General features: G+C 62.0%; 20 protein-coding genes and 4 pseudogenes. 16 read left to right on the forward strand and 8 right to left on the reverse strand.

From position 1 onward, the window contains the following. Window positions 1-271: 271 nt before the first annotated feature. The 15 genes and pseudogenes from ACFPWW_RS05930 to ACFPWW_RS06000 all read left to right on the forward strand — a co-directional run bounded on the left by ACFPWW_RS05930 (window position 272) and on the right by ACFPWW_RS06000 (window position 15,760). The gene (locus ACFPWW_RS05930) at window positions 272-601 is read left to right on the forward strand and encodes an STAS domain-containing protein (RefSeq protein WP_377310960.1); all 330 of its coding nucleotides are present in this window, start codon (window positions 272-274) and stop codon (window positions 599-601) included. Continuing rightward, entirely contained in the window at window positions 598-966 is a 369-nt protein-coding gene (locus tag ACFPWW_RS05935) for a response regulator (RefSeq protein WP_112544064.1), read from the forward strand. The genes ACFPWW_RS05930 and ACFPWW_RS05935 overlap by 4 nt, the downstream gene beginning before the upstream one ends. Beyond that, window positions 963-3,011, forward strand: coding sequence for a chemotaxis protein CheA (locus ACFPWW_RS05940; RefSeq protein ID WP_112754648.1), 2,049 nt, complete (start codon window positions 963-965; stop codon window positions 3,009-3,011). Before ACFPWW_RS05935 ends, ACFPWW_RS05940 begins: the two co-directional genes overlap by 4 nt. Continuing rightward, on the forward strand, window positions 3,008-3,517 hold the full coding sequence (locus tag ACFPWW_RS05945; protein ID WP_112754646.1) for a chemotaxis protein CheW: 510 nt from the start codon (window positions 3,008-3,010) through the stop codon (window positions 3,515-3,517). Before ACFPWW_RS05940 ends, ACFPWW_RS05945 begins: the two co-directional genes overlap by 4 nt. Window positions 3,518-3,546: 29 nt before the next feature. Beyond that, window positions 3,547-5,265: a methyl-accepting chemotaxis protein gene (locus ACFPWW_RS05950; RefSeq protein ID WP_112563857.1), complete on the forward strand. Its 1,719-nt coding sequence runs from the start codon at window positions 3,547-3,549 to the stop codon at window positions 5,263-5,265. 1,174 nt (window positions 5,266-6,439) lie between these two features. Continuing rightward, a pseudogene (locus tag ACFPWW_RS05955) lies at window positions 6,440-6,625 on the forward strand (HAMP domain-containing protein); the annotation flags it as partial. Window positions 6,626-6,745: 120 nt separating this feature from the next. After that, window positions 6,746-7,933: pseudogene (locus ACFPWW_RS05960) on the forward strand (methyl-accepting chemotaxis protein); the annotation flags it as partial. 50 nt (window positions 7,934-7,983) lie between these two features. Continuing rightward, window positions 7,984-8,529, forward strand: a pseudogene (locus tag ACFPWW_RS05965) (MCP four helix bundle domain-containing protein); the annotation flags it as partial. Between the two features lie 138 nt (window positions 8,530-8,667). Then, window positions 8,668-9,822 (forward strand): annotated as a pseudogene (locus ACFPWW_RS05970) (methyl-accepting chemotaxis protein); the annotation flags it as partial. 74 nt (window positions 9,823-9,896) lie between these two features. Next, a complete protein-coding gene (locus tag ACFPWW_RS05975; RefSeq protein ID WP_112563863.1) occupies window positions 9,897-10,373 on the forward strand; it encodes a chemotaxis protein CheW in 477 nt (158 codons plus the stop codon). Between the two features lie 33 nt (window positions 10,374-10,406). Then, window positions 10,407-11,261 (forward strand): CheR family methyltransferase, encoded by an 855-nt coding sequence (locus tag ACFPWW_RS05980; protein WP_112563865.1) that lies wholly within the window; start codon window positions 10,407-10,409, stop codon window positions 11,259-11,261. A gap of 9 nt (window positions 11,262-11,270) precedes the next feature. After that, entirely contained in the window at window positions 11,271-12,368 is a 1,098-nt protein-coding gene (locus ACFPWW_RS05985; RefSeq protein ID WP_112563867.1) for a protein-glutamate methylesterase/protein-glutamine glutaminase, read from the forward strand. 358 nt (window positions 12,369-12,726) lie between these two features. Further along, a complete protein-coding gene (locus tag ACFPWW_RS05990; RefSeq protein WP_112563869.1) occupies window positions 12,727-13,527 on the forward strand; it encodes an inositol monophosphatase family protein in 801 nt (266 codons plus the stop codon). Window positions 13,528-13,639: 112 nt separating this feature from the next. After that, complete coding sequence (locus ACFPWW_RS05995; RefSeq protein ID WP_112754640.1) at window positions 13,640-14,725, forward strand: MotA/TolQ/ExbB proton channel family protein; 1,086 nt, start codon at window positions 13,640-13,642, stop codon at window positions 14,723-14,725. A 3-nt stretch (window positions 14,726-14,728) separates the two neighbouring features. After that, window positions 14,729-15,760: a peptidoglycan -binding protein gene (locus ACFPWW_RS06000; RefSeq protein WP_112563873.1), complete on the forward strand. Its 1,032-nt coding sequence runs from the start codon at window positions 14,729-14,731 to the stop codon at window positions 15,758-15,760. On the opposite strand, the gene ACFPWW_RS06005 is transcribed toward ACFPWW_RS06000, so the two are convergent. The 5 genes from ACFPWW_RS06005 to ACFPWW_RS06025 all read right to left on the reverse strand — a co-directional run bounded on the left by ACFPWW_RS06005 (window position 15,741) and on the right by ACFPWW_RS06025 (window position 20,847). Next, window positions 15,741-16,988: an RNA polymerase sigma factor gene (locus ACFPWW_RS06005; protein WP_377310964.1), complete on the reverse strand. Its 1,248-nt coding sequence runs from the start codon at window positions 16,986-16,988 to the stop codon at window positions 15,741-15,743. The genes ACFPWW_RS06000 and ACFPWW_RS06005 overlap by 20 nt on opposite strands. Window positions 16,989-16,995: 7 nt before the next feature. Beyond that, complete coding sequence (locus tag ACFPWW_RS06010; RefSeq protein ID WP_112563877.1) at window positions 16,996-17,337, reverse strand: YciI family protein; 342 nt, start codon at window positions 17,335-17,337, stop codon at window positions 16,996-16,998. 229 nt (window positions 17,338-17,566) lie between these two features. Beyond that, window positions 17,567-17,755 (reverse strand): YegP family protein, encoded by a 189-nt coding sequence (locus ACFPWW_RS06015; RefSeq protein WP_112563881.1) that lies wholly within the window; start codon window positions 17,753-17,755, stop codon window positions 17,567-17,569. A gap of 163 nt (window positions 17,756-17,918) precedes the next feature. Then, on the reverse strand, window positions 17,919-18,908 hold the full coding sequence (locus ACFPWW_RS06020) for a Bug family tripartite tricarboxylate transporter substrate binding protein (protein ID WP_377310966.1): 990 nt from the start codon (window positions 18,906-18,908) through the stop codon (window positions 17,919-17,921). Window positions 18,909-19,044: 136 nt separating this feature from the next. Continuing rightward, window positions 19,045-20,847, reverse strand: a complete 1,803-nt coding sequence (locus ACFPWW_RS06025) for an ABC transporter transmembrane domain-containing protein (RefSeq protein WP_377310968.1) — start codon at window positions 20,845-20,847, stop codon at window positions 19,045-19,047. A gap of 193 nt (window positions 20,848-21,040) precedes the next feature. Between ACFPWW_RS06025 and rpmE the strand changes: the two genes are divergently transcribed. Next, window positions 21,041-21,262, forward strand: a complete 222-nt coding sequence (gene rpmE / locus ACFPWW_RS06030; RefSeq protein ID WP_112563887.1) for a 50S ribosomal protein L31 — start codon at window positions 21,041-21,043, stop codon at window positions 21,260-21,262. Between the two features lie 131 nt (window positions 21,263-21,393). On the opposite strand, the gene ACFPWW_RS06035 is transcribed toward rpmE, so the two are convergent. From ACFPWW_RS06035 to ACFPWW_RS06045, 3 genes are all read right to left on the reverse strand, one after another. Further along, a complete protein-coding gene (locus tag ACFPWW_RS06035) occupies window positions 21,394-21,909 on the reverse strand; it encodes a DUF1465 family protein (RefSeq protein WP_112545041.1) in 516 nt (171 codons plus the stop codon). A 373-nt stretch (window positions 21,910-22,282) separates the two neighbouring features. Beyond that, window positions 22,283-22,474 carry a DUF1192 domain-containing protein gene (locus ACFPWW_RS06040; protein WP_377310970.1) on the reverse strand — a complete coding sequence of 64 codons (192 nt, stop codon included), beginning with the start codon at window positions 22,472-22,474 and terminating at the stop codon, window positions 22,283-22,285. Window positions 22,475-22,550: 76 nt separating this feature from the next. After that, window positions 22,551-23,831, reverse strand: coding sequence for an MFS transporter (locus tag ACFPWW_RS06045; protein ID WP_112563891.1), 1,281 nt, complete (start codon window positions 23,829-23,831; stop codon window positions 22,551-22,553). Between the last annotated feature and the right edge of the window lie 111 nt (window positions 23,832-23,942).

A 23,942-nucleotide genomic window follows, 5' to 3' on the forward strand; every position in this document is an offset into this window, starting at 1 on the left:
CGCCGCAGACTCGTAAACGTTGTGATTAACAACCCATAAAAGAGTTCGGCTAAATTTGAGACTTTTTGTCCTGTAATAGTGTTATCTATATGATTTCTCATCATAAATTTTGATGTCGCGGGGCATCGGTACAAGATATCCTGGATGAGAAATCAGGGAGTCCGGACTCGCGCTAATTGCAGTTTCCTACAACCGGCGTTTACCCGCTGTTAAGCCTGTCATGAGAGTCCTTTTAAGGTCGTTAAGTATTTCTCCGACCATGGAGGCCGCATTGGATACTCAGGCACAATATTGCGAATCTATATCCCTTCCGGAAGCTCTGAGCATTCGTAATGCTTCGGAAGTATATACGAAGATTATCAATCAATTTCGAGACAGTAATAACGTTACCTTAAGTCTTCCCGAAAACGCGGAAGCGGATCTGAGTTTCCTTCAGCTCATCGAAGCCGCCCGCCGTCAGGCAAAGGCCACAGGCAAGACTTTTACCCTTTTGGCTCCGGCAAGCGGCTCGCTTCTCAGGGTTCTCGAGCGCGCCGGATTTACGGAAGCGTTCGATCAAGAAGACAAGAAATTCTGGTTGCATAAAGAGGTGACGTTATGAGCGCAAACATTCTGACCGTAGACGATTCCGCCAGCATCCGGCTGACCACCAAGGTGACGCTGACCAATGCCGGCTACACCGTCACCGAAGCCGTCAATGGCGCCGAAGGCCTGGCAACGGCCAAGAGCGGCAATTTCGACCTGATCGTCACCGACCTCAACATGCCGGTCATGGATGGGCTGACGATGATCGAGGAATTGCGCAAGCTGCCCGCCCAGGCCGGCGTGCCGATCATCTTCCTGACGACGGAATCCGATGCCGACCTCAAGGCCCGGGCCAAGGCCGCCGGTGCGACGGGCTGGCTGACCAAGCCGTTCGATCCGGAAAACCTCGTCAAGATCGTGAAGAAGGTTCTCGGCAGATGAGCGGGCTTGATCCAGTCGCAGTCTTCCGCATGGAAGCGGCCGAATGCCTCGAGGCAATCGAAGCCGGCCTTCTCGACCTTACCCACGACCTTGAAAACAAGGACCTCGTAGATGCCGTGTTCCGCGGCCTTCACACGTTGAAGGGCTCGGGCGCGATGTTCGGCTTCGAGGCGCTTGCGGCTTTCACGCATCATTGCGAGACGGCCTTCGACCGTGTCCGCAAGGGTGAAGTTCCGGCGACCGCCGAACTGGTCGCGGCCGTCCTTGCCGCGCAGGACCATATGCGGGCGCTGGTCGAACAGCCCGATGCCGATCACGGCGATACCGGCCAAAAGCTGCTTGCCCAGCTTCAGGCTGCCGTTGGCGGCAAGGCCGAGGCCAAGGAGACCGCCGCGCCTGCCGCTGCAGCACCTGCCGTCGCCGCTCCCGCCAGGAAGAAGACCACCTGGCGCATCCGCTTCAGCCTGCCGGCGAATTCCATGGCCAACGGCACCAATCCGCTCGGCCTTCTGGACGAGCTGCGCGATCTCGGCGAATGCACCGTCCGCGCAAATACCGCCGGCATTCCGCCGCTTGCCGATCTGGTGCCGACCGAACTTTACGTGTCCTGGGAAGTCGTGCTGACGAGCGAGCAGGACCGTTCCGCCATCGACGACGTCTTCATCTTCGTCATGGACGACATGGAGCTCGATGTTCAGGAACTCACCGGCCCGCAGGCTGATCCGGCCGAGGCAAAGAAGGACGCCGCTCCGGTTGCCGCGGCATCCGTCGCGCCGGTGCCTGCCGCTGCCCCGGAATTCCGCCCGGTCGAGGCTGTTCCGGTAAAGCGCGAAACGCCGGCGCCCGCTCAGGCGGCGGCCCAGGCAAAGGCGCAGGAAAACGTCCGCGTTCCGGCCGAACGTCTCGACGAGCTGATGGACCGTGTCGGCGAACTCGTCATCGCCCAGTCGCGCCTCAGCCAGCTGGCAAGCTCCAGCTCGGACATCGCCCTCCGATCGGTTTCGGAAGAAATCGAGCGTCTCTCCGGCGAATTGCGCGACACGATGATGGTGTTGCGCATGGTGCCGGTCGGAACGCTTTTCTCGCGCTTCCGCCGCCTCGTCCACGATCTCGCGCGCGAAACCGGCAAGGTCATCGAACTCGTCACGGAAGGCGAAACCACCGAGGTCGACAAGACCGTCATCGAGCGCCTTGCCGATCCGCTGGTTCACCTTGTCCGCAACTCGATCGACCACGGCCTGGAGCCGCCGGCCGAACGCCTTGCCGCCGGCAAGGCGGAAGCCGGGACGGTGACGCTTGCCGCCCGCCAGTCCGGCGGCGAAGTCATCATCTCCATCAAGGATGACGGCCGCGGCATCAACCGCGATCGGGTTCGCGCCAAGGCGGAATCCTCCGGCCTGATCGCACCCGGACAGCCGCTTTCGGATCAGGAACTGCTGCAGCTCATCTTCGCTCCCGGTTTCTCGACCGCCGCGCAGATCACCAATCTCTCGGGCCGTGGCGTCGGCATGGACGTGGTCAAGAAGACGGTCGAGGCGCTGCGTGGCGCCATCGATATCGTCAGCCTGCCGGGGCAGGGTTCGGAAGTCTCGCTGCGCATTCCGCTGACGCTCGCCATCATCGACGGTCTGCTGGTGCGCGTCGGTTCCGGCCGCTACGTCATCCCGCTCTCGGCGGTGGAGGAATGCCTCGAACTTTCGCTGGAAGAGGATCTTCGTTCGCGCGGGCGCTCGTTCATCTCGCTGCGCGACAGCCTGGTGCCGTTCCTGCGGCTGCGCGATCTCTTCCGCACCGGCACCAAGCCGGACGTGCACCAGAAGGTGGTCGTCATCTCGACGGGCACCGAACGTGTCGGCCTCGTGGTCGATCAGATCATCGGCGACCATCAGACGGTCATCAAGTCGATGTCGAAACTGCACAACGACGTGGCGACCTTCTCCGGCGCCACCATTCTCGGCGACGGCAGCGTCGCCCTCATTCTTGACGTCGGGCACCTTGTCGCCGCGGGTCAGCAACAGGAGGCGCAATTGCGCGTGGCAGGATGAGCACAGCAGCAACAGCCGAAAAGTTCGACAACCACTGGAATTACGCCGAGGAAGTCGAAGTCCTGACCTTCGATCTCAACGGCGAGACTTTCGCTCTGGAAGCGGTCATCGTCCAGGAAATCCTGGACCTGCTTCCCGAGACCGCGGTGCCGGGCGCCCAGCCTTTCGTCGCCAGCGTCATCAATTTCCGCGGCAAGGTCATTCCGCTTGCCGATCTTCGTCTCGCCTTCGGGATGGAAGCGTCGGAAGCGACGATCGACAGCCGCATCATCGTCATCGAGGTCGATCTGCAGGGGGAGCAGACGCTCGTCGGTATTCGCACCGACAAGGTGAACGAAGTGACGACGCTGACGAAAAACGCCAGCGAACCGCCGCCGAGCGTGGGTATGCGCTGGCGCGCTGATTATATCAACTGCCTGGTCAAACGGGGCGGGGAATTCATCATCCTCCCGAATTTGCAGGCGATTTTCTCATCGAGGCATGAGACGGCCGGAGCCGTCAACTAGCCGGGGCCAATCATTGAGGGGTTAAGACGATGCGATTGACGATCAAGACCAAACTGGTGAGCGCGTTCACCTTCATCATTCTCATGCTGATGGGCACCGCCGCCTACGGCATTTTCAGCCTCGGTTCGCTGAACGACACGATCGGCAATCTCCTTGCCGGTCCTGCCGCGCGTCTCGACCTGGCGCAGCAGATCAACATCGCCCAGCTCGAAGCGATCCGCCAGCAGAAGAACCTCATGACGGCACGCAATGCCGACGATGCTTCCGGCGCCATCCAGAAGGGCGACGAGGCCCGCAAGGACTTCGCCGAAGCATTTGCAGCCGTGACGAAGATTTCGACCGAGGAGGGCAAGGCGCGCTGGGAACGGGTCGCCGAACTCTCCAAGGCATTCAATCAGGCCGACGATCAGATCCGCGAGTTCATCAAGGCCGGCAACATGGACGCCGCCAACAATATCTCGGTGACGACGGCTCGCCAGTCGGCCAATGATATCGACTCGACGCTCGACGACATTCTGGCGCTCGAGAAGCAGCGCATGCAGGATGCCGACGACAGCGCCGAACAGCAATACGGCACGACGCGCACGATGATGATCGCGGTCGCGGCCGCCGCGCTGCTGATCGCGGTGCTGACCGCCTTCTGGATCGCAAACACCATCAGCAAGGGCCTTACTCGCGCCAACACGGTTGTCCGTGAAGTTTCCGAGGGCGACCTGACGAAGATGGCCGAAATCACCACGCATGACGAAATCGGCGAACTGCTCGCCAACGTCAACGTAATGATCGAACGCCTGCGCGGCGTCGTCGCCGATGCCCTGTCTGCCGCCGACAACGTTTCGTCGGGAAGCCAGGAACTGTCCGCGAGCTCCGAGCAGGTTTCGCAGGGCGCCACCGAACAGGCGGCCTCCGCTGAAGAAGCCTCTGCCTCGATGGAGCAGATGGCTGCCAACATCAAGCAGAACGCCGACAATGCGGCCCAGACCGAAAAGATCGCCCGCCAGTCCGCAAAGGATGCGGAAGCTTCCGGCGAAGCCGTCAACCGCGCTGTCGACGCGATGCGCACGATCGCCGAAAAGATCGGCATCGTTCAGGAAATCGCCCGCCAGACCGACCTGCTGGCACTCAACGCCGCTGTCGAAGCCGCACGTGCCGGCGAACACGGCAAGGGCTTTGCTGTCGTCGCCTCGGAAGTGCGCAAGCTCGCCGAACGCAGCCAGTCCGCCGCCGCTGAAATCTCCTCCATGTCGAGCGACACGGTGAAGGCTGCCCGCGACGCCGGTGAAATGCTCGGCCGTCTGGTTCCGGACATCCGCAAGACCGCCGAACTGGTTTCCGAGATCAGTGCCGCCTGCCGCGAACAGGATATCGGTGCGGCGCAGATCAACGAAGCGATCCAGCAGCTCGACAAGGTCACGCAGCAGAATGCCGGCGCTTCGGAAGAAATGTCGGCTACCTCGGAAGAGCTTGCCGCCCAGGCCGAGGAACTGCAGGCTTCGATCGCCTTCTTCAAGGTCGATACGGCCGGCGCGACCCGCGCTGGCGTGCAGAAGACCGCTGCCAAGACGGTTGCCAAGGTGGTCAAGGCTCCGGCCGCTGCTCCGCGCAAGCCGGCTCCGGCTTCCGCCGCGCATAGCCACAATCACAGCCAGACCGTCTCTGCTCAGCAGGCGCGCGCCAAGGGCTTTGCCCTGGACATGTCGATGGGCGGCCCGGATGCCGGCGACGACGATTTCCGCGAGAGCGCCTGAGCGGCTTCGCTGATGTGAGAACCGCCGCGGACCCCGGCCCGCGGCACAAGGAAATGCCCAACGTGTGAATGCGTTGGGATCGATCGGCAGATGTCCGCCTGCCGGCATGTAAAGCAGGCGGAACATCGGGGCTTCCTTCCGAAAGGGCGGGAACTTCCGCAGTCAGACGCGCTGCGGTTTCGCGTGCCGATCGTGAATTCCGGCAGGGTCCGTGACGACGGGCCTGCGGAACAAGCGACGATGATCTCCATGAGCGAAAGATTCCGCCGTCCGGGCCGCGCAACACGGTTGAACGACGGCTACGCCTGCAGCCCTGTCGGGTTGCTTTGAGGAAATGTCAGATGCGCTTCACTCTCAAACTCGAACTGGGTCTCGCCTTCGGCTTGATACCGCTCGAAAGCCGGTAGGCGCTTCCCGCGTAATGCGTCAGGAGCCGGTTATGGCCCCTGACGGACAAGCTCCGGCGCCCAGGAACGCCGGAGGCCAGGTCGCAGATCCGTTCAGTGACCTGTCTTCGACTGCCGGAATGTTCTGCAGCATGACGCCGCAACAGGAAACCATCGGTTCACTTTCATTACGTCGCTTTCAAATAGGGGTATTTGCGATGCGCATTACGATCAAGCTCAAGCTCGCGGCCGCGTTCGGCTTCGTCATACTGCTGCTGGTGGCGAGCGCAATATACGGAATTATCAGTCTCAGTTCACTGAACGACTCTGTCGGCGATCTGATTGCGGGCCCCGCAAAGAGCCTGGAACTGGCCCTCGAAGCGAAGGCTTCAGAACTCGACGCCATCCGGTGGCAGAAGAACGCGCTTCTGGAAATGGACCCCGAAGCGGCCCGGAAGAACTACGAGAGTTCTGCAAAGAGCATGGACGAAATGCTGGCATTCGCGGCAGGTGGTGAACAGCTTGCGACCGCCGAAACGAAACCCACCTGGGACAGGCTGGTAGAACTCAGCAAACGCTTCGTCGAAGGCTCCGCCAAAGTCGCCTCCATCCAGGAAAGCGGCGACAGGGCAGGGGCCACCGCCTATTCCGGCGGCGAGGTTCGCGGGATCGTAACGGAATTGGATGACGTCTTTTCGGCGCTTGTCATGCATCAGCAGAAGGCGATGACGCAGGCGGACGACGATACGGAACTTCTTTACGGCAACACCAGGAACCTGCTGATCGGCATGGCAGTCGGCGCTTCCGTCATCGCTTTCGCAGCCGCATTGTGGATCGGAGTCGGCATCAATAGCGGCCTGCGCAAGATCATGAACGTCGCCAATGCCGTCGCCATCGGTGATCTCAACCAGAAGGTCGAGATCAGGAGCAACGACGAGATCAGGGATCTGGTCGATACGATCAACGTCATGACCGACAATCTGCGCAATACCGCCGGTATCGCGAACGAGATTTCGAATGGCGATCTCAGTGTTGCTCCGAAGCCGCTCTCGGACAAGGATACGCTCGGCATTGCCATGCTCGGCATGGTGACCAATCTGCGCGCGACCGCCGACGTTGCCAACCTGATCGCCGAGGGCGATCTCGCAGTCGAGGTCAAGCCGCTTTCGGACAAGGACACGCTCGGCATCGCCATGCAGAGCATGGTCGCCAACCTTCGCGCCACGGCCGAGATTGCCACCCAGATTGCCGCCGGCGATCTGACGGTGTCTCCGAAGCCGCTTTCGGCCAGGGACACACTCGGCACCGCGCTGGAGCAGATGGTGGAGCGCCTGCGCGATGTGGTCGCCGACGCAATTGCCGCGGCCGAGAATGTTTCGGCCGGCAGCCAGGAACTTTCGGCAAGTTCCGAGCAGGTGTCGCAAGGCGCCTCGGAACAGGCTTCCGCCGCCGAAGAGGCCTCTTCCTCGATGGAGGAAATGGCCGCCAACATCAAGCAGAATGCCGACAACGCGGCCCAGACCGAAAAGATCGCCCGCCAGTCCGCAAAGGACGCGGAGATGAGCGGCAATGCCGTCAACCGCGCCGTCGAAGCCATGCAGACGATCGCCGTGAAGATCGGCATCGTGCAGGAAATCGCCCGCCAGACCGACCTGCTGGCGCTCAACGCTGCCGTCGAAGCCGCTCGTGCCGGCGAGCACGGGAAGGGCTTTGCCGTGGTTGCCTCGGAAGTGCGCAAGCTTGCCGAACGCAGCCAGTCGGCCGCCGCGGAGATCTCCTCGATGTCGAGCGATACGGTCAAGGCCGCACAGGAGGCCGGCGATATGCTCGGCCGTCTGGTGCCCGATATCAGGAAGACGGCGGAACTTGTGGCGGAAATCAGTTCGGCATGCCGCGAGCAGGATGTCGGCGCCTCCCAGATCAACGAGGCGATCCAGCAGCTCGACAAGGTGACGCAGCAGAATGCCGGTGCCTCCGAAGAGATGTCGGCGACATCGGAAGAACTCGCCGCCCAGGCCGAAGAACTGCAGGCGTCGATCGCCTTCTTCAAGGTGGAGGCGTCGGGCGGCAAGGCAGCGGCAACCGGCGGCCGTCAGGGCCGCACGGCAGCCGCCAAGATGACGACGCGCAGCCCGTCACCGGCGACAGGCCGCAAGCCGGCCGGCAAGGCGGCGCCTGCAAACAGCGTCGCCGGCCAGCAGGCCCGCGCCAAGGGTTTTGCCCTGGATATGTCCATGGGCGGACCGGATACGACGGACGACGATTTCCGGGAAAGCGCGTGACGGAGCATTCACTCAATGAAACAAAAAGATAGCCTAGCGAGGAAACACCCATGACCATCAGCCGCAGAAAGGGGCTCTTTCGCTCCATCGGCGCCAAGATTCTTGCAATCCAGATATCGTCGAGCATTGCGATCGCCGGTGTCATCGGAGGCGGTGCCTATTACGGCATGAACGCCATGACGGAATCGATGAAGTCCATCTATGACGACCGGGTCGTTCCGCTGCAGCAGCTGAAGCTGGTATCGGACGCCTATGCGGTCAGCATCGTCGATACGACCCACAAGCTGCATGCCGACAAGCTGGACTGGCAGCAGGCGGCGGCCAGCATCGAAGGCGCCAAGCGCACGATTTCCGACCAGTGGTCGGCCTACCTCTCGACGCAGCTTACGCCCGAAGAGACCGTGATCGCGGAGAAGGTCAAGACCGATATGGCCCGCTCCGACGTGAAGGTCGCCGAGTTGCAGGCCATTCTGCAGGCGCACGATGCGGCGCGGCTCGATACGTTCGCCAGGAACGATCTTTATCCGGCCATCGATCCCACGACGGAAGGGATCGGCAAACTGACGGAATACCAGCTCAAAGCCGCGAAGGAACTGAGAGAGCAGGGCATCGAGCTTTTCCACTCTCTCATCCAGCTGACGGTGATCACGGGTCTTCTGATCACGCTTGCCGCCATCGGTGTCGTCGTCTTTGTGACGAATGCCATCAAACGCAACCTTGCCATGGCCACGGAACTCGCAAGCGCCGTCGCGCAGGGTGACGTCTCCGCCACGGCTGCGGTCAATTCGAACGACGAGGTCAAGGATCTTGTCGATGCTCTCAATACGATGACCGCCAACCTTCGCAATACGGCCGATATTGCCGACAAGATTGCCAACGGCGATCTGACGGTCACGCCGAAACCTCTCTCCGACAAGGACGTGCTCGGCCTGTCGCTGGAGAGCATGGTCGAGCGCCTGCGCGGCGTCGTGGCCGACGCGATCGCGGCTGCGGAAAACGTCTCCGCAGGCAGCCAGGAATTGTCGGCCAGTGCCGAACAGGTCTCGCAGGGAGCGACCGAACAGGCAGCTTCCGCTGAAGAAGCCTCCGCCTCGATGGAAGAGATGGCCTCCAACATCAAGCAGAACGCCGACAATGCGGCCCAGACCGAGAAGATCGCCCGTCAGTCGGCCAAGGACGCCGAAGTTTCCGGCGAAGCGGTTGCCCGCGCCGTTCAGGCGATGCGCACGATCGCCGAAAAGATCGGCATCGTTCAGGAGATCGCCCGCCAGACCGACCTGCTGGCGCTCAACGCCGCGGTCGAAGCAGCACGTGCCGGCGAACACGGCAAGGGCTTTGCGGTCGTGGCCTCGGAAGTGCGCAAGCTTGCCGAACGCAGCCAATCGGCCGCCGCTGAAATCAGCGCCATGTCGGGCGACACGGTGAAGGCTGCGCAGGAAGCCGGCGACATGCTCGGCAGACTGGTTCCAGACATCCGCAAGACCGCCGAACTCGTCTCGGAGATCAGTGCCGCCTGCCGCGAACAGGATATCGGTGCGGCGCAGATCAACGAAGCGATCCAGCAGCTCGACAAGGTCACCCAGCAGAATTCGGGTGCTTCGGAAGAAATGTCGGCGACCTCCGAAGAACTGGCAACCCAGGCGGAGGAACTGCAGGCTTCGATCGCCTTCTTCAAGGTCGATACGGCCGGCAATCGCCAGTCGCGCGCGGCCGCTGCCAAGATCACGGTTCGCACGCCGGCTCCTGTTGCCGGCCGCAAACCGGCCGCCAGGAAAGCCGCGCCTGCCAACACGGTTGCCGCCCAGCAGGCGCGCGCCAAGGGCTTTGCCCTGGATATGTCGATGGGCGGGCCTGATGAAAGCGACGCCGATTTCCGGGAAAGCGCCTGAGTATCAGGCCCTTCCAATATATTAACAGGCGTCCCCGATAATGGGGGCGCCCGATTCCAACGAAAGCGCTTGATATGGCAACAACATCTCTGGAAGCTCAATTCGTGACCTTCAGCCTGGGCGAGGAGATCTTCGCCGTTCCGGTGGAGGTGGTGCGCGAAATCCTCGACTATGCGGAAGCCTTCAAGATTCCGAACGGTCCCGACTATCTGCTTGGCCTGCGCGATGTGCGCGGCCAGGGTGTTCCGACGATCGATCTGCGCCTGAAGCTCGGCATGTCGAAGACGGTGCCGACGCCGCATACGCGCGTGCTGGTTCTCGACGTTCCCATGGAGAGTCGCGTTCTGACGCTTGGCCTGGTTGCCGACCGGGTTTTCGAAGTGACGCCCTTCCGCCGCGACCAGATCGAGGCCGCTCCCGATATCGGCGTGCGCTGGCGTTCGGATTATATCGCCGGCGTCGTGCGCCGCGAGAACGGCTTCGTCGTCATCGTCGACCTTGCCCGGCTGTTGTCGCGCGAGGATGCCTCTGTCCTGCAATCGGCCGCCTAAGGCCCCCGGTATCTGTTCGGAGCGTCGCGTCTCATGAGTATGGCAGCGGTAGAAACCCAATTGCCGGGTGACAGGATCAGCAAGCGCAACTTCGACAAGCTTGCCCGGTTCATCTACGACTATAGCGGCATCAAGATGCCGCCGACGAAGCTGACGATGCTGGAAGGCCGGTTGCGCCGCCGCCTGCGCGCCACGCGCCATACGAGCTTCGACGACTATTGCGATTTCCTGTTCAACGAGGGCGGGCTCGAGCAGGAGTCGGTCTACCTGATCGACGTCGTGACCACCAACAAGACCGACTTCTTCCGGGAAGCCAAGCATTTCGAATATATGCAGATGGTCGCCCTGCCGGCGCTCGCCGACAGCGGCCTGCGGACGATCCGCACGTGGAGTTCTGCCTGCTCGACGGGTGCTGAGCCCTATACGATGGCCATGGTGCTCAACGAATTTGCCGAGGGGCGCAACGACGTCTCCTACAGCATATTGGCAACGGACCTCTCGACCGACGTTCTTCAGACCGCGCGCAGGGGCATCTACGCCGAAGATCTGGTCGCTCCGGTGCCGCGCGACCTGCAGAAGAAATATGTCATGGTCGCCAAGCAGCAGGGTCGGCGCGAGGTTCGCATTTCGCCGAAGCTGCGCAGCCGTGTCGGTTTCGCCCGCATGAACCTGATGGACGAGAAATATCCTGTCGGCGACCAGATGCACATCATCTTCTGCCGCAACGTGCTGATCTACTTCGACAAACAGACGCAGGCGGGTGTGCTCGGCCGCCTCTGCGACTGCCTTGCCAAGGGTGGCTACATGTTTATCGGCCACTCGGAATCGATCACCGGTTTCGATCTTCCCTTGAAGCAGGTTTCGAATACGGTGTTTCAGCGCATCTGAGAGGGTCTCATGGCCAAAAAAGTCCGCGTCCTCATTATCGACGATTCAGCCAGCGTCCGGCAGACGCTGACACGGGTTCTGGAGGAAGATCCGGATATCGAGATCATGGGCGTCGCCTCCGATCCCTTTATGGCGGCACGCAAGATCCAGGAAGAAATTCCCGACGTCATCACGCTCGATGTCGAGATGCCGCGCATGGACGGCATCACCTTCCTGCGCAAGCTCATGTCGCAGCGGCCGATTCCCGTCGTCATGTGCTCGTCGCTGACCGAGGCCGGGTCGGAAACGCTGATCCAGGCGCTGGAAGCGGGCGCGGTCGATGTCATCCTGAAATCGAAGATCGGCGCGGCAGACAGTCTGGCCGATGACGCGATGCGTATCCGCGAAGTGGTCAAGAGCGCTTCGCATGCACGGCTTTCAAACGTGCGCCGTGCGGCCGGCAGCATCCGCTCGGCCTCTGCGGAGGGGCCGGCCAAGAAGCTGACCGCCGATGCCATGCTGCCGCCGCCGACCGGCCGGGCCATGGCGAAGACGACGGAGATGGTCGTCTGCGTCGGCGCCTCAACCGGCGGGACGGAAGCGCTGCGCGAATTTCTGGAGGCTCTTCCGGCCAATGCGCCGGGCATGGTCATCGTCCAGCATATGCCGGAAAAATTCACGGCGGCATTCGCCAAGCGGCTCAACGGTCTTTGCGAAGTCGAGGTCAAGGAGGCGGCCGACGGCGATCCGGTGCTGCGCGGTCACGTGCTGATCGCGCCCGGCGACAAGCATATGCTTTTGGAACGGCAGGGTGCGCGCTATTACGTTTCGGTCAAACCCGGGCCGCTGGTTTCGCGTCACCGCCCGTCCGTCGATGTGCTTTTCCGTTCCGCGGCGCGTTCGGCCGGATCGAACGCGATGGGTGTCATCATGACCGGGATGGGTGACGACGGTGCGCGCGGCATGCTGGAAATGCATCAGGCCGGCGCCTATACGGTCGCACAGGACGAGGCGACGTCCGTCGTTTTCGGGATGCCGAAGGAGGCCATTGCCAAGGGTGGCGTCGATCGCGTCCTGCCGCTCGACCAGATCGCCCGCGAAGTGCTCATTACGCAGCAGAAATCCTGAATTTCGGATGCTGAACAAGGAAACGGCGGCGCATCTGTGCTGCCGTTTCCTTGTTCAGCGTCAGGCGAGATGACCGCCGTCGATCGTCAGGCTGGCGCGACGACACTGCCGATGAGGGCGCCCGCCTTCATATGGCGAGCGGCCGCCTGCGTGGCGGCAAAGACGGCGCGGAATCTGTCCAGAGTAATTTGGGAACCATCCTTTCGTGCTGCAGGCCTGCCATGCGGCATTCCCCTTGAAATTTCCCTGATTTTGTGGTCTTGAGGCCGCCAATCTATGCAGCGCTGTCGCTTCCGGCGTTCAGGGACATATCCCGCCCCTGACAGCGCGTCCCGTATTATCCAAGGAAAATGCCCACATGGCCCGTTCAGCTCTTCTCAATGTCATGGTTCAGGCTGCCATCAAGGCAGGCAAGTCGCTGGGGCGTGATTTCGGGGAAGTGCAGAACCTGCAGGTATCGGTCAAGGGACCGGGCGACTTCGTTTCGAATGCCGACCGCAAGGCCGAGAAGATCGTCAAGGAAGAGCTTCTCAAGGCTCGCCCGACCTATGGTTTCCTCGGCGAAGAGAGCGAAGAGATCAAGGGCACGGACGGCGCGCATCGCTGGATCGTCGATCCGCTCGACGGAACGACCAATTTCCTGCACGGCATTCCCGCTTTTGCAGTTTCCATCGCGCTTGAGCGCAACAACGAGATTGTCGCAGGGGTGATCTTCAATCCGGCGACGGACGAACTTTACACTGCCGAGCGCGGCGGTGGCGCGTTCCTCAACGATCGCCGTCTGCGTGTCGCCTCGCGCCGGGTGCTCTCCGACAGCGTCATCGGCTGCGGCGTGCCGCATCTCGGTCGCGGCAATCACGGCAAGTTCCTGATCGAGCTGCGCCATGTCATGGGCGAAGTCGCCGGCATCCGCCGCATGGGCGCCGTCTCGCTCGATCTCGCCTATGTGGCGGCGGGCCGTTTCGACGGTTTCTGGGAAACGGCGCTCTCCCCGTGGGACATGGCGGCCGGCATTTTGCTCATCCGCGAAGCCGGCGGCTTTGCGACCGATTGGGATGGCGGCACCGCGATCCTGGAGACGGGTTCGATCATCGCCGGTAACGAGCACATCCAGAAGGCCCTGATGGAAGTGGTCAAGCGGCCCGTTCCGACCCGCTGAGGGCAATCGGAAACAGGCTGTTGTAAAGTCCGGCTTTTCGGCGCCGCATACTTCAATTCGGCACAATGTTGATCTAGTCTCCGGTGCAATGAATCCGGAGGCCGAGGAACCTATGGAAAATGTGAATGTGGCCGAGTTCGGCTCGACCGAGAAGACCACGGGTGGCTACGCCTACAAACTCTCCAGTCCCATGTCGTTCTTCTGGACGATGGTGTTGTTCCTCATCATCGTCGGCTTCATAGCAGCGATCCTGTTCCGTCAGACGCAGACCGCCTTCATGCACAATCCGGGCCTCAACGGCCTCATCCTCGGCGTTCTTGCCGTTGGAATCATTCTCGTTTTCAACCATGTCCTGTCGCTTCGCCCGGAAGTGCGCTGGTTCAATTCCTTCCGCGCCGCAGGCAGCGTCGAGAAGGTGAACCGCAATCCGCGGCTGCTTGCGCCGATGCGGGCGCTGATCGGCAATCGCAAGTCCGGTGTTGCGCTGTCGACCACCGCGCTGCGCTCCATCCTGGATTCCATCGCCAACCGTCTCGACGAATCGCGCGATGTTTCGCGCTATCTCATCGGCTTGCTCGTCTTCCTCGGCCTGCTCGGCACCTTCTGGGGCCTCATCGGCACGATCGGCTCGATCAGCTCCGTCATCCAGTCGCTCGATGCGGGCTCGAACGGCACGGGCGACGTGCTTTCGACGCTGAAGGAAGGACTTGCGACACCGCTTTCCGGCATGGGGCAGGCGTTTTCGTCCTCGCTGCTCGGTCTCTCGGGTTCGCTGATCCTCGGTTTCCTCGATCTGCAGGCCGGCCGTGCGCAGAACCGTTTCTATATGGAACTGGAAAACTGGCTCTCCTCCGTCACCGATGTCGGCTCTGACGTTCCGGTGCAGGCGTTCGACGCCGTCTCCGGTGGCTCTTCGGAAGATATGAAGGCGTTGTCGGAATATCTGCGCAAGGTCGCCGAAGAGGGCGGTCCCGCCAGCCAGCGGTCGGTCGCCGCCATGGCGAGCCTCGCGGAAGGCATTCAGGGTCTCGTCAAGAACATGCGCAACGAGCAGCAGATGCTGCGCGACTGGATAGAAGTGCAGCAGGACGAGGCAAAGGCGATGCGCCGCACGCTCGATCGTCTGGCCGAGCGCATCGGTGTCCAGGGTGGCAGTCGCGAGCGCAGCAACCTGATAGAGAAGAGCGAGGGCAAGTAGACCATGCCTCTTGCCCGCAACCGCCGTCACCAGCGCGCGGTGGATTACTGGCCCGGCTTCGTCGATGCCCTGTCGACGCTGCTCATCGCCATCATGTTCATCCTCACGGTCTTCGTTGTCGGCCAGTTCATTCTGAGCCGCGAAATCTCCGGTCGTGACGAGGTGCTGACGCGCCTCAACAGCCAGATCAACGAGCTGACGCAATTGCTGGCGCTCGAAAAGGGCAGCAATCAGGACCTTCAGGATTCCGTCGCCAACCTGCAGGCCTCGCTTGCAAGCGCCGAGGGCGAACGTTCGCGGCTGCAGGCGCTGCTCAGTGCCGGAGCAGGCGGGCAGGACGCGGCCAAGCAGCAGATCGGGACGCTGACGCAGCAGCTCGACGAGCAGAAGCAGGTGAGCGACCGGGCGCTCAGCCAGGTCGAGCTTCTCAATCAGCAGATTGCCGCGTTGCGCAGCCAGATTGCAGCGGTCGAGGCGGCGCTGCAGGCTTCGGAAGAGAAGGACCAGACCTCGCAGGCAAAGATCGCCGATCTCGGCCGCCGCCTGAACGTGGCGCTGGCAGCGCGCGTACAGGAACTCAACCGTTACCGCTCGGATTTCTTCGGCCGCCTGCGCGAGATCCTGTCCGATCGCGAGAATATCCGCATCGTCGGCGACCGTTTCGTCTTCCAGTCGGAAGTGCTGTTCCCGTCCGGTGGCGCCGATCTCAATCCGGAGGGGCAGGCGGAAATGGCAAAGCTTGCAGCCGCGCTGCTCGATCTCGCCAAGGAGATCCCGCCGGAGATCAACTGGGTTCTGCGTGTCGACGGGCATACGGACAATGTCGCGCTGTCGGGGTCTGGCCGCTATCGCGACAACTGGGAGCTTTCATCCGCCCGCGCGATTTCGGTCGTAAAGTTCCTGATCGCGCAGGGCGTGCCTGCCGACCGTCTGGTGGCGGCAGGCTTCGGCGAGTTCCAGCCGATTGCGCCGGGCGATACGCCCGAGGCGCGCGCCACCAACCGTCGCATCGAACTCAAGCTGACCGAGAAATAATCGCCCGGAGCCTGTCCGTCAGGAAGCTGCTGACGGCCGGGCTGTCGCTGAGGCCGATCGCAATCCTGTAGGCCGTCGCACCGGCCTCGCTTTCGCCGAGTTCCGAGAGCAGGTGCGCGCGCACCGCCCAATAGGGCTGGTAGCTGGCAACGCTCCTCTGCTCCAGAGCGTCCAGCAGCGCGAGAGCGGGAGCTGCGCCTTCCAGCCTGCCGATAACGGCGGCAAGGGCGACTTTTGCGCCCAGTGAGGGCTTCATTGCGATCAGCGCCCGGTAGAGCGTGGCGAGGGCTTCCCAGTCCGTCGTGCCCGTTCGGCGGCGTGTGGCGTGAACGGACTGTATGGCGGCCTGGCACTGGAACGGACCGAAGCGATTGAAACTTCCCGCCTTGCGCAGCAAGGCATCGGCCTCCGCCATCATGATTTCATTCCAGAGGCCAGTATCCTGTTCTTCGAGCGGGATGTAGACGCCGCCGCTGCGCCGCGCGTGCCCTCTGGCCTCGCAATAGAGCATCAGCGACAGCAGTCCCATGACCTCGGGCTCGTCGGAAAGGATTGTCGTCAGCGTGCGGCCGAGCCAGATCGCCTCGCCCGTCAGGCCGGTGCGGCTATCTTGCTCGCCGTCGAGCCCGTCCCAGCCTATGCCGTAGGCGGCGTAGATCGCCGCGAGCACACCAGCCAGCCGTTCCGGCAGCAGGGGCCGCTCGGGAATGGCGAAGGGAATGCCGGCATCGCGAATCTTCACCTTGGCCCGCACCAGGCGCTGGCTCATCGCATCCGGCGAGACGACGAAAGCCCGCGCCATGGTTTTCGCGTCAATGCCAAGCACGGTCTGGAGCATCAGCGGTGTGTGGACCGATTTGTCGATTGCCGGGTGAGTACAGGCAAAGAGCAGCTTCAGCCGTTCGTCCGGGAAGACCGCATCATGGACATCGTTCATGCGCTCCTCGGCTTCCTTGAAAGCCATCGCAACCGTGCTGCGGGCATTGTCGCGCACGGTCTGGCGGCGGGCCGCCTGCAGGAGATTGCGGCGGGCCACGGTGAGCAGCCAGGCTTCCGGATTGTCGGGAACGCCGCGCTCGGGCCAGGTTCGCAGGGCAGCCGCCAGCGCATCGCATAGCGCATCTTCCGCCGCCGGCACATCGCGCGAGCGGGCAGCAAGAAAGGCGATGAGCTTGCCGTAGGACTGCCGCGCCACCTTCTCGGCGGCGCGGCCTGCATCTGATTTCACCAAAGCCTCACGCAACCTGCAGGCGCGGCCGTATCTCGACCGAACCCTGTTCGGAGACGGGAACGCGTGTCGCCCATTCAAGCGCGGTATCGAGATCGGGCACCTCGATGACGTAGAAACCGCCGAGCGATTCCTTGCCTTCCGGATAGGGACCATCCTGCACGTCATGGTCGTCGCCCTTGCGGCGCACGATGGTGGCGGTTTCGGGCGGGGTCAGACCGGCACCGGCAGTCAAGATCCCGGCCTGCATCAGGGCCTTGGTATAGGCAGTCCAGCCGTCGCGATAGGCGGGGTCGCCGCGGCGGACAAAGTCTTCTGCGGATTCACGGATGATAAGCGCATATTGCATCGGAAACTCCTGATCCTCTGATGGCGTTTGACCGGCAGGCAGCATGTAAGGCCGAAATGGCCGAGGCTGCAACGCACCGGTGGCGCGGCTTGGAACCGTTCCGAAACAATGAGGTTTCAGCAGCAGCCATTTCGACATGGCTGTCGAAAATAGTTCACGCTGCAAACGCGCACCAGAAATGCGCCGATAAGGAGATGCTGGAGGCGACTGATGCCGCCTCCGCTTCCGGTCAGGCTTCCGCCTTTGTCTGATCCACCACTTCCGCGCCGGGCGAATTTTTCTTGATGGACTCGATGGCGTTCACTGCGGATGCCTTCGCCTTGTAGCCTTCGGACGAGAACATGGTTTCGCCGTTCGATGCCTTGAAGCGGAAGCGGAATTCACCGGCCTTATCCTTGTAAACTTCAAATCTGTACATGGATCCCTCCTGGTAAGCTGAAATCGTGCTTCAGCCTCCCGAACGTTAGCCCAGAATCGTGAGCTTTTCCACTACCTTAATTAGAATTCAATTGCGGAGCGTCCAATTGCCGCCGCTTGGATCGGGCGCGAGAAAAGAGGCATAACGTCGCCTCCCGCTGCGCTCATTCCATCTGGATATGGGCGCCGTCGACGACCGGTTTCCATTTCGCAAGCTCGGCCTTCACATGGGCGCCGAGTTCTTCCGGCGTGGAGCCGACGACCGTTGCGCTGAATTCCTTCATCCGCTCGGCCACGGCCGGATCGCCCAGCGCCTTGTTGGCGGAAATGTTGAGGCGGGCAACCACATCGGCGGGCGTGTTGGCCGGCGCAAAGAGCGCATTCCACGTATAGGTCTCGTAGCCGGGAATGCCGGATTCCGCGATGGTCGGGATATCGGGGAAGGAGGGCGCGCGTTTGGCGGTCGTCACGGCGAGCGCCCTCAGTGTGCCGGCCTTGATGTGGCTCGACGAGGAGGGCAGGTTGTCGAACATGATCGGGACCTGATTGCCGATGACGTCGTTCAATGCCGGTCCGGCGCCTTTATAGGGGATATGCTGCATGTCGACGCCCGCCATGCTTTTGAAAAGTTCACCGGAAAGATGCAGCGGCGTGCCGTTGCCGGAAGAGGCGTAGCTGTACTTGTCCGGATCGGCTTTCAGGAGGGCAACCAGTTCCTCAACGTTCTTGGCGGGCAATTCCGGATTGACGACCAGCACGTTGGGCACGACCACGAGCAGCGAGATCGGCGAGAAATCCTTCTCGGCATCATAAGGCGTCGATTTCAGGATCAGCGGATTGAGCGCGTGGGTGGCGACGGTACCCATCAGGATCGTGTACCCGCCCGGTGCGGCGCGCGCGACGTTGCCGGCGCCGAGATTGCCGCCGGCTCCCGCAACATTCTGCACGATGACCTGCTGGCCGAGATCTTCGGACATTTTCTGCGCGACGATGCGCGCGACGACGTCGGTCGAGCCCCCGGCGGCGAAGGGCACGATCATCGTTATGGAGCGATCGGGAAAAGTCTCGGCCGATGCGGCCGTAGCCGTGGCGGCTGCGAGCAGGCCAAGGCCAAACGCCAGGCTCATGCGACGGGTCATGTCAGAAAACGCCATTCGAATCTCCTCCCACAGATTTCAACAGCAAAGGCCCCTACCTCGGGCATAGGGAGGTTAGGGCAGGTTGCCACAAAGGCAACCGCATGCGAGGGCCGAAGAGATCAGACTTTAGTCGCGATGGTGCATGAAGCCGCTATTTGGCGGCAGCCAGCACATCCTCGTTGGCTGCATCGAATTGCAGACGGGCGAGCTTCGCATAGATGCCGCCGTGCCGGATCAGGCTTTGATGCGTGCCTTCCTCGACGACGCGGCCCTGGTCCATGACGAGAATGCGATCGGCCTTCAGAACGGTGGCGAGGCGGTGGGCGATGACAATGGTCGTGCGGCCATGCATGAGCCCGTCAAGCGCCGTCTGCACCAGCGTCTCGCTCTCGGCGTCGAGGGCCGAAGTCGCTTCATCCAGAAGCAGGATCGGCGCGTTCTTCAGAATCGCACGGGCAATGGCGATGCGTTGACGCTGGCCGCCCGAGAGCGTGACGCCGCGTTCGCCGACCTGAGTGTCGTAACCTTTCTCCAGCCGATTGATGAACTCATCGGCCTGGGCCGCGATTGCGGCGGCGCGAACCTGCTCGCGCGTCGCCCCCTGGAAGCCGAAGGCGATATTGTCATGGATCGAGGCCGCGAAGATGGTGACGTCCTGCGGCACGATGGCGATGCGCTGCCGCACGGCGTCCGGGTCTGCCTGTCGGGCATCGACGCCGTCGATTTTCACGCTGCCCTGCTGCGGATCGTAAAAGCGCAGCAGGAGCGAGAAGACCGTGCTCTTGCCGGCGCCGGACGGGCCGACGATCGCGACCGTCTCTCCCGGCAGCACGGCAAAACCGAGGCCGTGCAGGGCCGATTTGCCGGGACGGGAGGGATAGGCGAAATGTACGCCGTCGAATTCCACCCGGCCCTGGGCAGGCGAGGGGAGCGGCAGCGGATGCGCGGGGGCGGCGATCGGCGAGACTTCGTCGAGAAGCTCGGTCAGACGGTCGGCGGCACCTGCTGCCTGCGAGAGCTCGCCCCAGACTTCCGAAAGCGCACCGAGCGAGCCGGCCGCGATGACCGCATAAAGCAGGAACTGGCCGAGCGTGCCGGCCGAGAGCGTGCCGGCGAGAACGCTGTGGGCGCCAAACCAGAGAATGGCGACCACGCTGCCGAAGATCAGGGTGATGGCAATACCCGTCAGCAGGGCTCGGGAAGAGACGGCCGAACGCGCGGCGTGATAGGCGGATTCGACGGCCGAACCGTAGCGGTCTGCGGCAATGGTTTCGGCGTTGAAGGCCTGCACGGTGCGGGTTGCAGCGATCGTCTCGCTGGCGAAGGCCGAGGCTTCCGCCAGCGTGTCCTGCGCAGCGCGCGAACGCTTGCGTACCGATCGGCCGCCGGCGACCAGCGGAAAGACGATAACCGGGATTGCGACGATGACGAGGCTCGACAGCTTTGGCGAGGTCACGATCATCATGCCGAGAGCGCCGAGACAGAGGATCAGGTTGCGCAGCGCCACGGAAGCTGTGGCGCCAACGGCGGATTTGATCTGCGTCGTATCGGCCGTCAGCCGCGAGAGGATCTCACCCGACTGGTTGACGTCGAAGAAGGAGGGCGACAGGCGCGTGACATGGGAGAAGACATCGCGGCGCAGATCCGAGACGATGCGCTCGCCGATGGTGATGACGAAATAGTAGCGGAGCGCACTGGCAACAGCGAGCACGATGGCCATGACCATCAGCATCGCGAAATAGCTGTTGATGAAGGTGCCGTCGGCCTGCGTGAAGCCGTGGTCGATCATGCGGCGCACGGCGAGCGGTATGGCAAGAGAGGTGACGGCGGCAAGGGCCAGCGCAATCAAGGCGCCCGCGACCATGCCGCGATAGCGTGCCACGTAAGGTGCCAGCCTGCCGAGCGGCCTTAGCGAACGCGACTTCTTCTCCCCAAGCTCTGCCTGCTCTGCCAAATCGTCTCCGATCGCCCTCAAAGACCGCGTATTGCGGCTCCTTGGCCCTTGTTATCCCGGCGCCCTTCATGTATAGGCACCGCATCCTAATGGGAAGCCGTAGCCTTCACGACTGCGGCTTCATTTATTCAATCGGTTCTTTCCCCGCAACTGTCTGCGGCAAATTGAACCCCGGCATCGCAGGAAGATTGTCATGAAGGAAGGCATCCATCCCGACTACCACATCATCAAGGTAGTCATGACCGATGGCACCGAGTACGAAACCCGCTCGACCTGGGGTTCGGAAGGCGCTGTCATGAACCTCGAAATCGACTCCAAGTCGCATCCGGCCTGGACGGGCGGCAACCAGCAGCTCATGGACCGTGGCGGCCGTGTTTCGAAGTTCAACAAGCGTTTCGGCGGCCTCGGCCTCTAACTCGCTTCCGCCCGACGGACCATACAAAGCCCGGCCTCGCGCTGGGCTTTTTTGTTTCCGGTCTGAGCCGGAGAACAAGCAAAAACCGGCCGCGTCGCCGCAGCCGGTTTCGAGAAATCGCTAATGCCAGATCAGTTGTTGCCGAAGGCGGTCTGCAGCAGGGAAAGCTGGGCCTGGACGCTGTTCTGGTTGTCCGGAACGATCGCCGCTTCTGCCGGGCGATAGATTTCGCGGTCGAGCAAGGCGATGCGGTTCTGCAGGCGAAGCGAACGTTCAACGAGGTCGCGGAAGGATTCCGGCAGGTCGCCCCAGCCCGGAGCGTTGCGGTCGACGTTGAAGCCGTCGAGACGAACCTTGTTCTTTTCGGCCAGAACCTGATCGCGCGACATTTCGCCATTGTTGACGGCGCGCTGCAGCAGCAGCCAGGAGGCCATCTGCATCAGCCGGGTGGTCAGGCGCATCGATTCAGCCGCGTAGAGTACCGAAGCCATGCGCGGCAGTACCTTGGAGGCTGCGCGGCCCTGGCCGTCGAGGTAGGATGCGGTTTCTTCGACCAGCGACATGCCCTCTGCATACAGCGTCTTGAACTGCGAGGATGCGGCAGCGCGGCCCGCAAAACTGATTGTATTCAATCCAAGTTCCGACATCTAAAGAATCCCTGTTGCACGCATCTACTATCAGGTAACGCCGGTTTCCGCGGAAAAGTTTCCCGGCCGGTCTTTATGATTTCAAGATGGTATCTTTAGCCCAATTGCGCAAGCCGTTTCTTAAGAAAAGGTTAATCTCCACAGTTTCGTGGAAACATCTAAGGCAGCGCAAAAAAGAAGAGCCGCAAAAGCGGCTCTCAAGGTAAAACAGGGAGAAAAATCAGACCAATTCACCGCTTGGAAAACTGTCTGAGGTTCAGAAGGATCTGAACAGCATGAGTAATATCTTATAAAGCTTAATTTTTTATTAATGCCGTCTCAATTTAAGACTTAACGAAAGTAATTACGAAGCAATATTTGCGCGTTCACAGTCTTATGAACGGAACAGGCTTTCAGCAGCCAGGCGGCCCGAAGCCTTGCTGGCGGCCTCGGCCTCGAGCCGCGCGATCTCGGCCTTCAAGAGTTCCACACGCGCTTTCAGCTCGTCCACCGAAAGCATGGAAAGATCGCAGCCGATCTCGTGCGCGGTCTTCTTCTGCGGCCGGTCGTCATCGATGAAGCTCATTGTCATTCCTCCTTAAGCGTGTCGCGATCCTGCAGATCTGTTTCCATGCGCAGTCTTGCGCGACACCTTCCACTCGTCAGCCGAACTTTACAGCAGGATCGACGCTTTCGGGAGGCTTGCTGGAACCGCGATCGGCAAGCGACATGCTTTGCGGCGTGAGCGTGGGAGACGTGGCCGTCGGGATCGTCGTGTAGGCGTCGCGGTCGCTTGCCGGAATGGCTGCGCGAATGCGGCTTCTGACGATGGCGTAGCCGGTGATCAGAAGATGGGCGAGCGCCGTCACCAGGAAGAGCGCATGCGGGCTGATGACCGACATGACCGGACCTCCGATCGTCGGGCCGATGACGGTGCCGATCCCGTAAAGCAATAACAAGCCGCCCGATACCTTCACGAAATCCTCCGATGCGGCAAAGTCGTTCGCATGGGCGACGGCGATCGGATAGAGCGTATTGGCGACGGCGCCGTAGAGGATGACGAGGCCGATCAGGAAGGCAGGGGAGGAGGGGTGCAGCAGGAAGATCAGGAGGCCGGCGAGCGCTGCGATGGCCGACATGGCCGCCAGCACGTAACGGCGGTCGATACGGTCGGAGAGGCGCCCGGCCGGAAGCTGCATTATGGCGCCGGCAAAGATGGTGGCGCTCATCATGACGGCGATCGCGGTATCGGAAAGGCCGGCACCCGCGCCGAAGACGGCGCCGAGCGTGCCATAGGCGCCGTTGGCGATGCCGACGAGCAGGATGCCGAGGCAGGAAACGGGTGAATTGCGATAGAGCGCCGGCAGGTCGAGTTTCACCGCCTTCAGAGGCTGCGGCGAGGCGGCGGTCGACAGCGTGGTCGGCAGCATGGCGATGCAGTAGAAGATGCCGCAGATCATGAAGAGCGCCGGCGTGCGCACGTCTTCCAGCGGGATCATCAGCTGGCCGCCAACGACGCCAAGCAGGGTGATGCCGATATAGAGCGAGAAAATCGCGCCGCGGCTTTCATTGTTCGCCCGCTCGTTCAGCCAGCTTTCGATGATCATCGACGTGCCTGCGGTCGAGAAACCGGTGACCGCGCGCAGGATGACCCACCAGACCGGGTCGATGATGATGCCGCTGACGAGCGCGATGATGGCGATGATGGCGATGAAGCCGGAGAAGGCGCGCACATGGCCGACACGGCGCACCATCTTCGGCGCGATCAGGCAGCCGACGACGAAGCCCGCCGCCCAGGAGGTTCCGAGCAGGCCGAGGGTGGTCGTGGCATAACCTTCGAGATTACCGCGTACGGGAAGCAGAATGCCCTGCAGTCCGTTGCCCATGAAGAGGAAGAGCGTGCCAAAGAGCAGCGCAGCGACGGACAGCAGATTTCTTGTCATATCCCCAGACTCGGCGTGTTCGCTTTGAGAAGGACATAAGGCGAGAGCTTGATCCGCCCAGTCCATAAGAATGTTGATTGTGCCCCGGAATGCCTTTACGGCGAGTAGATA

Origin of the sequence: Rhizobium sp. GCM10022189 (assembly GCF_042656325.1) — a bacterium.
Lineage (GTDB): Bacteria > Pseudomonadota > Alphaproteobacteria > Rhizobiales > Rhizobiaceae > Rhizobium.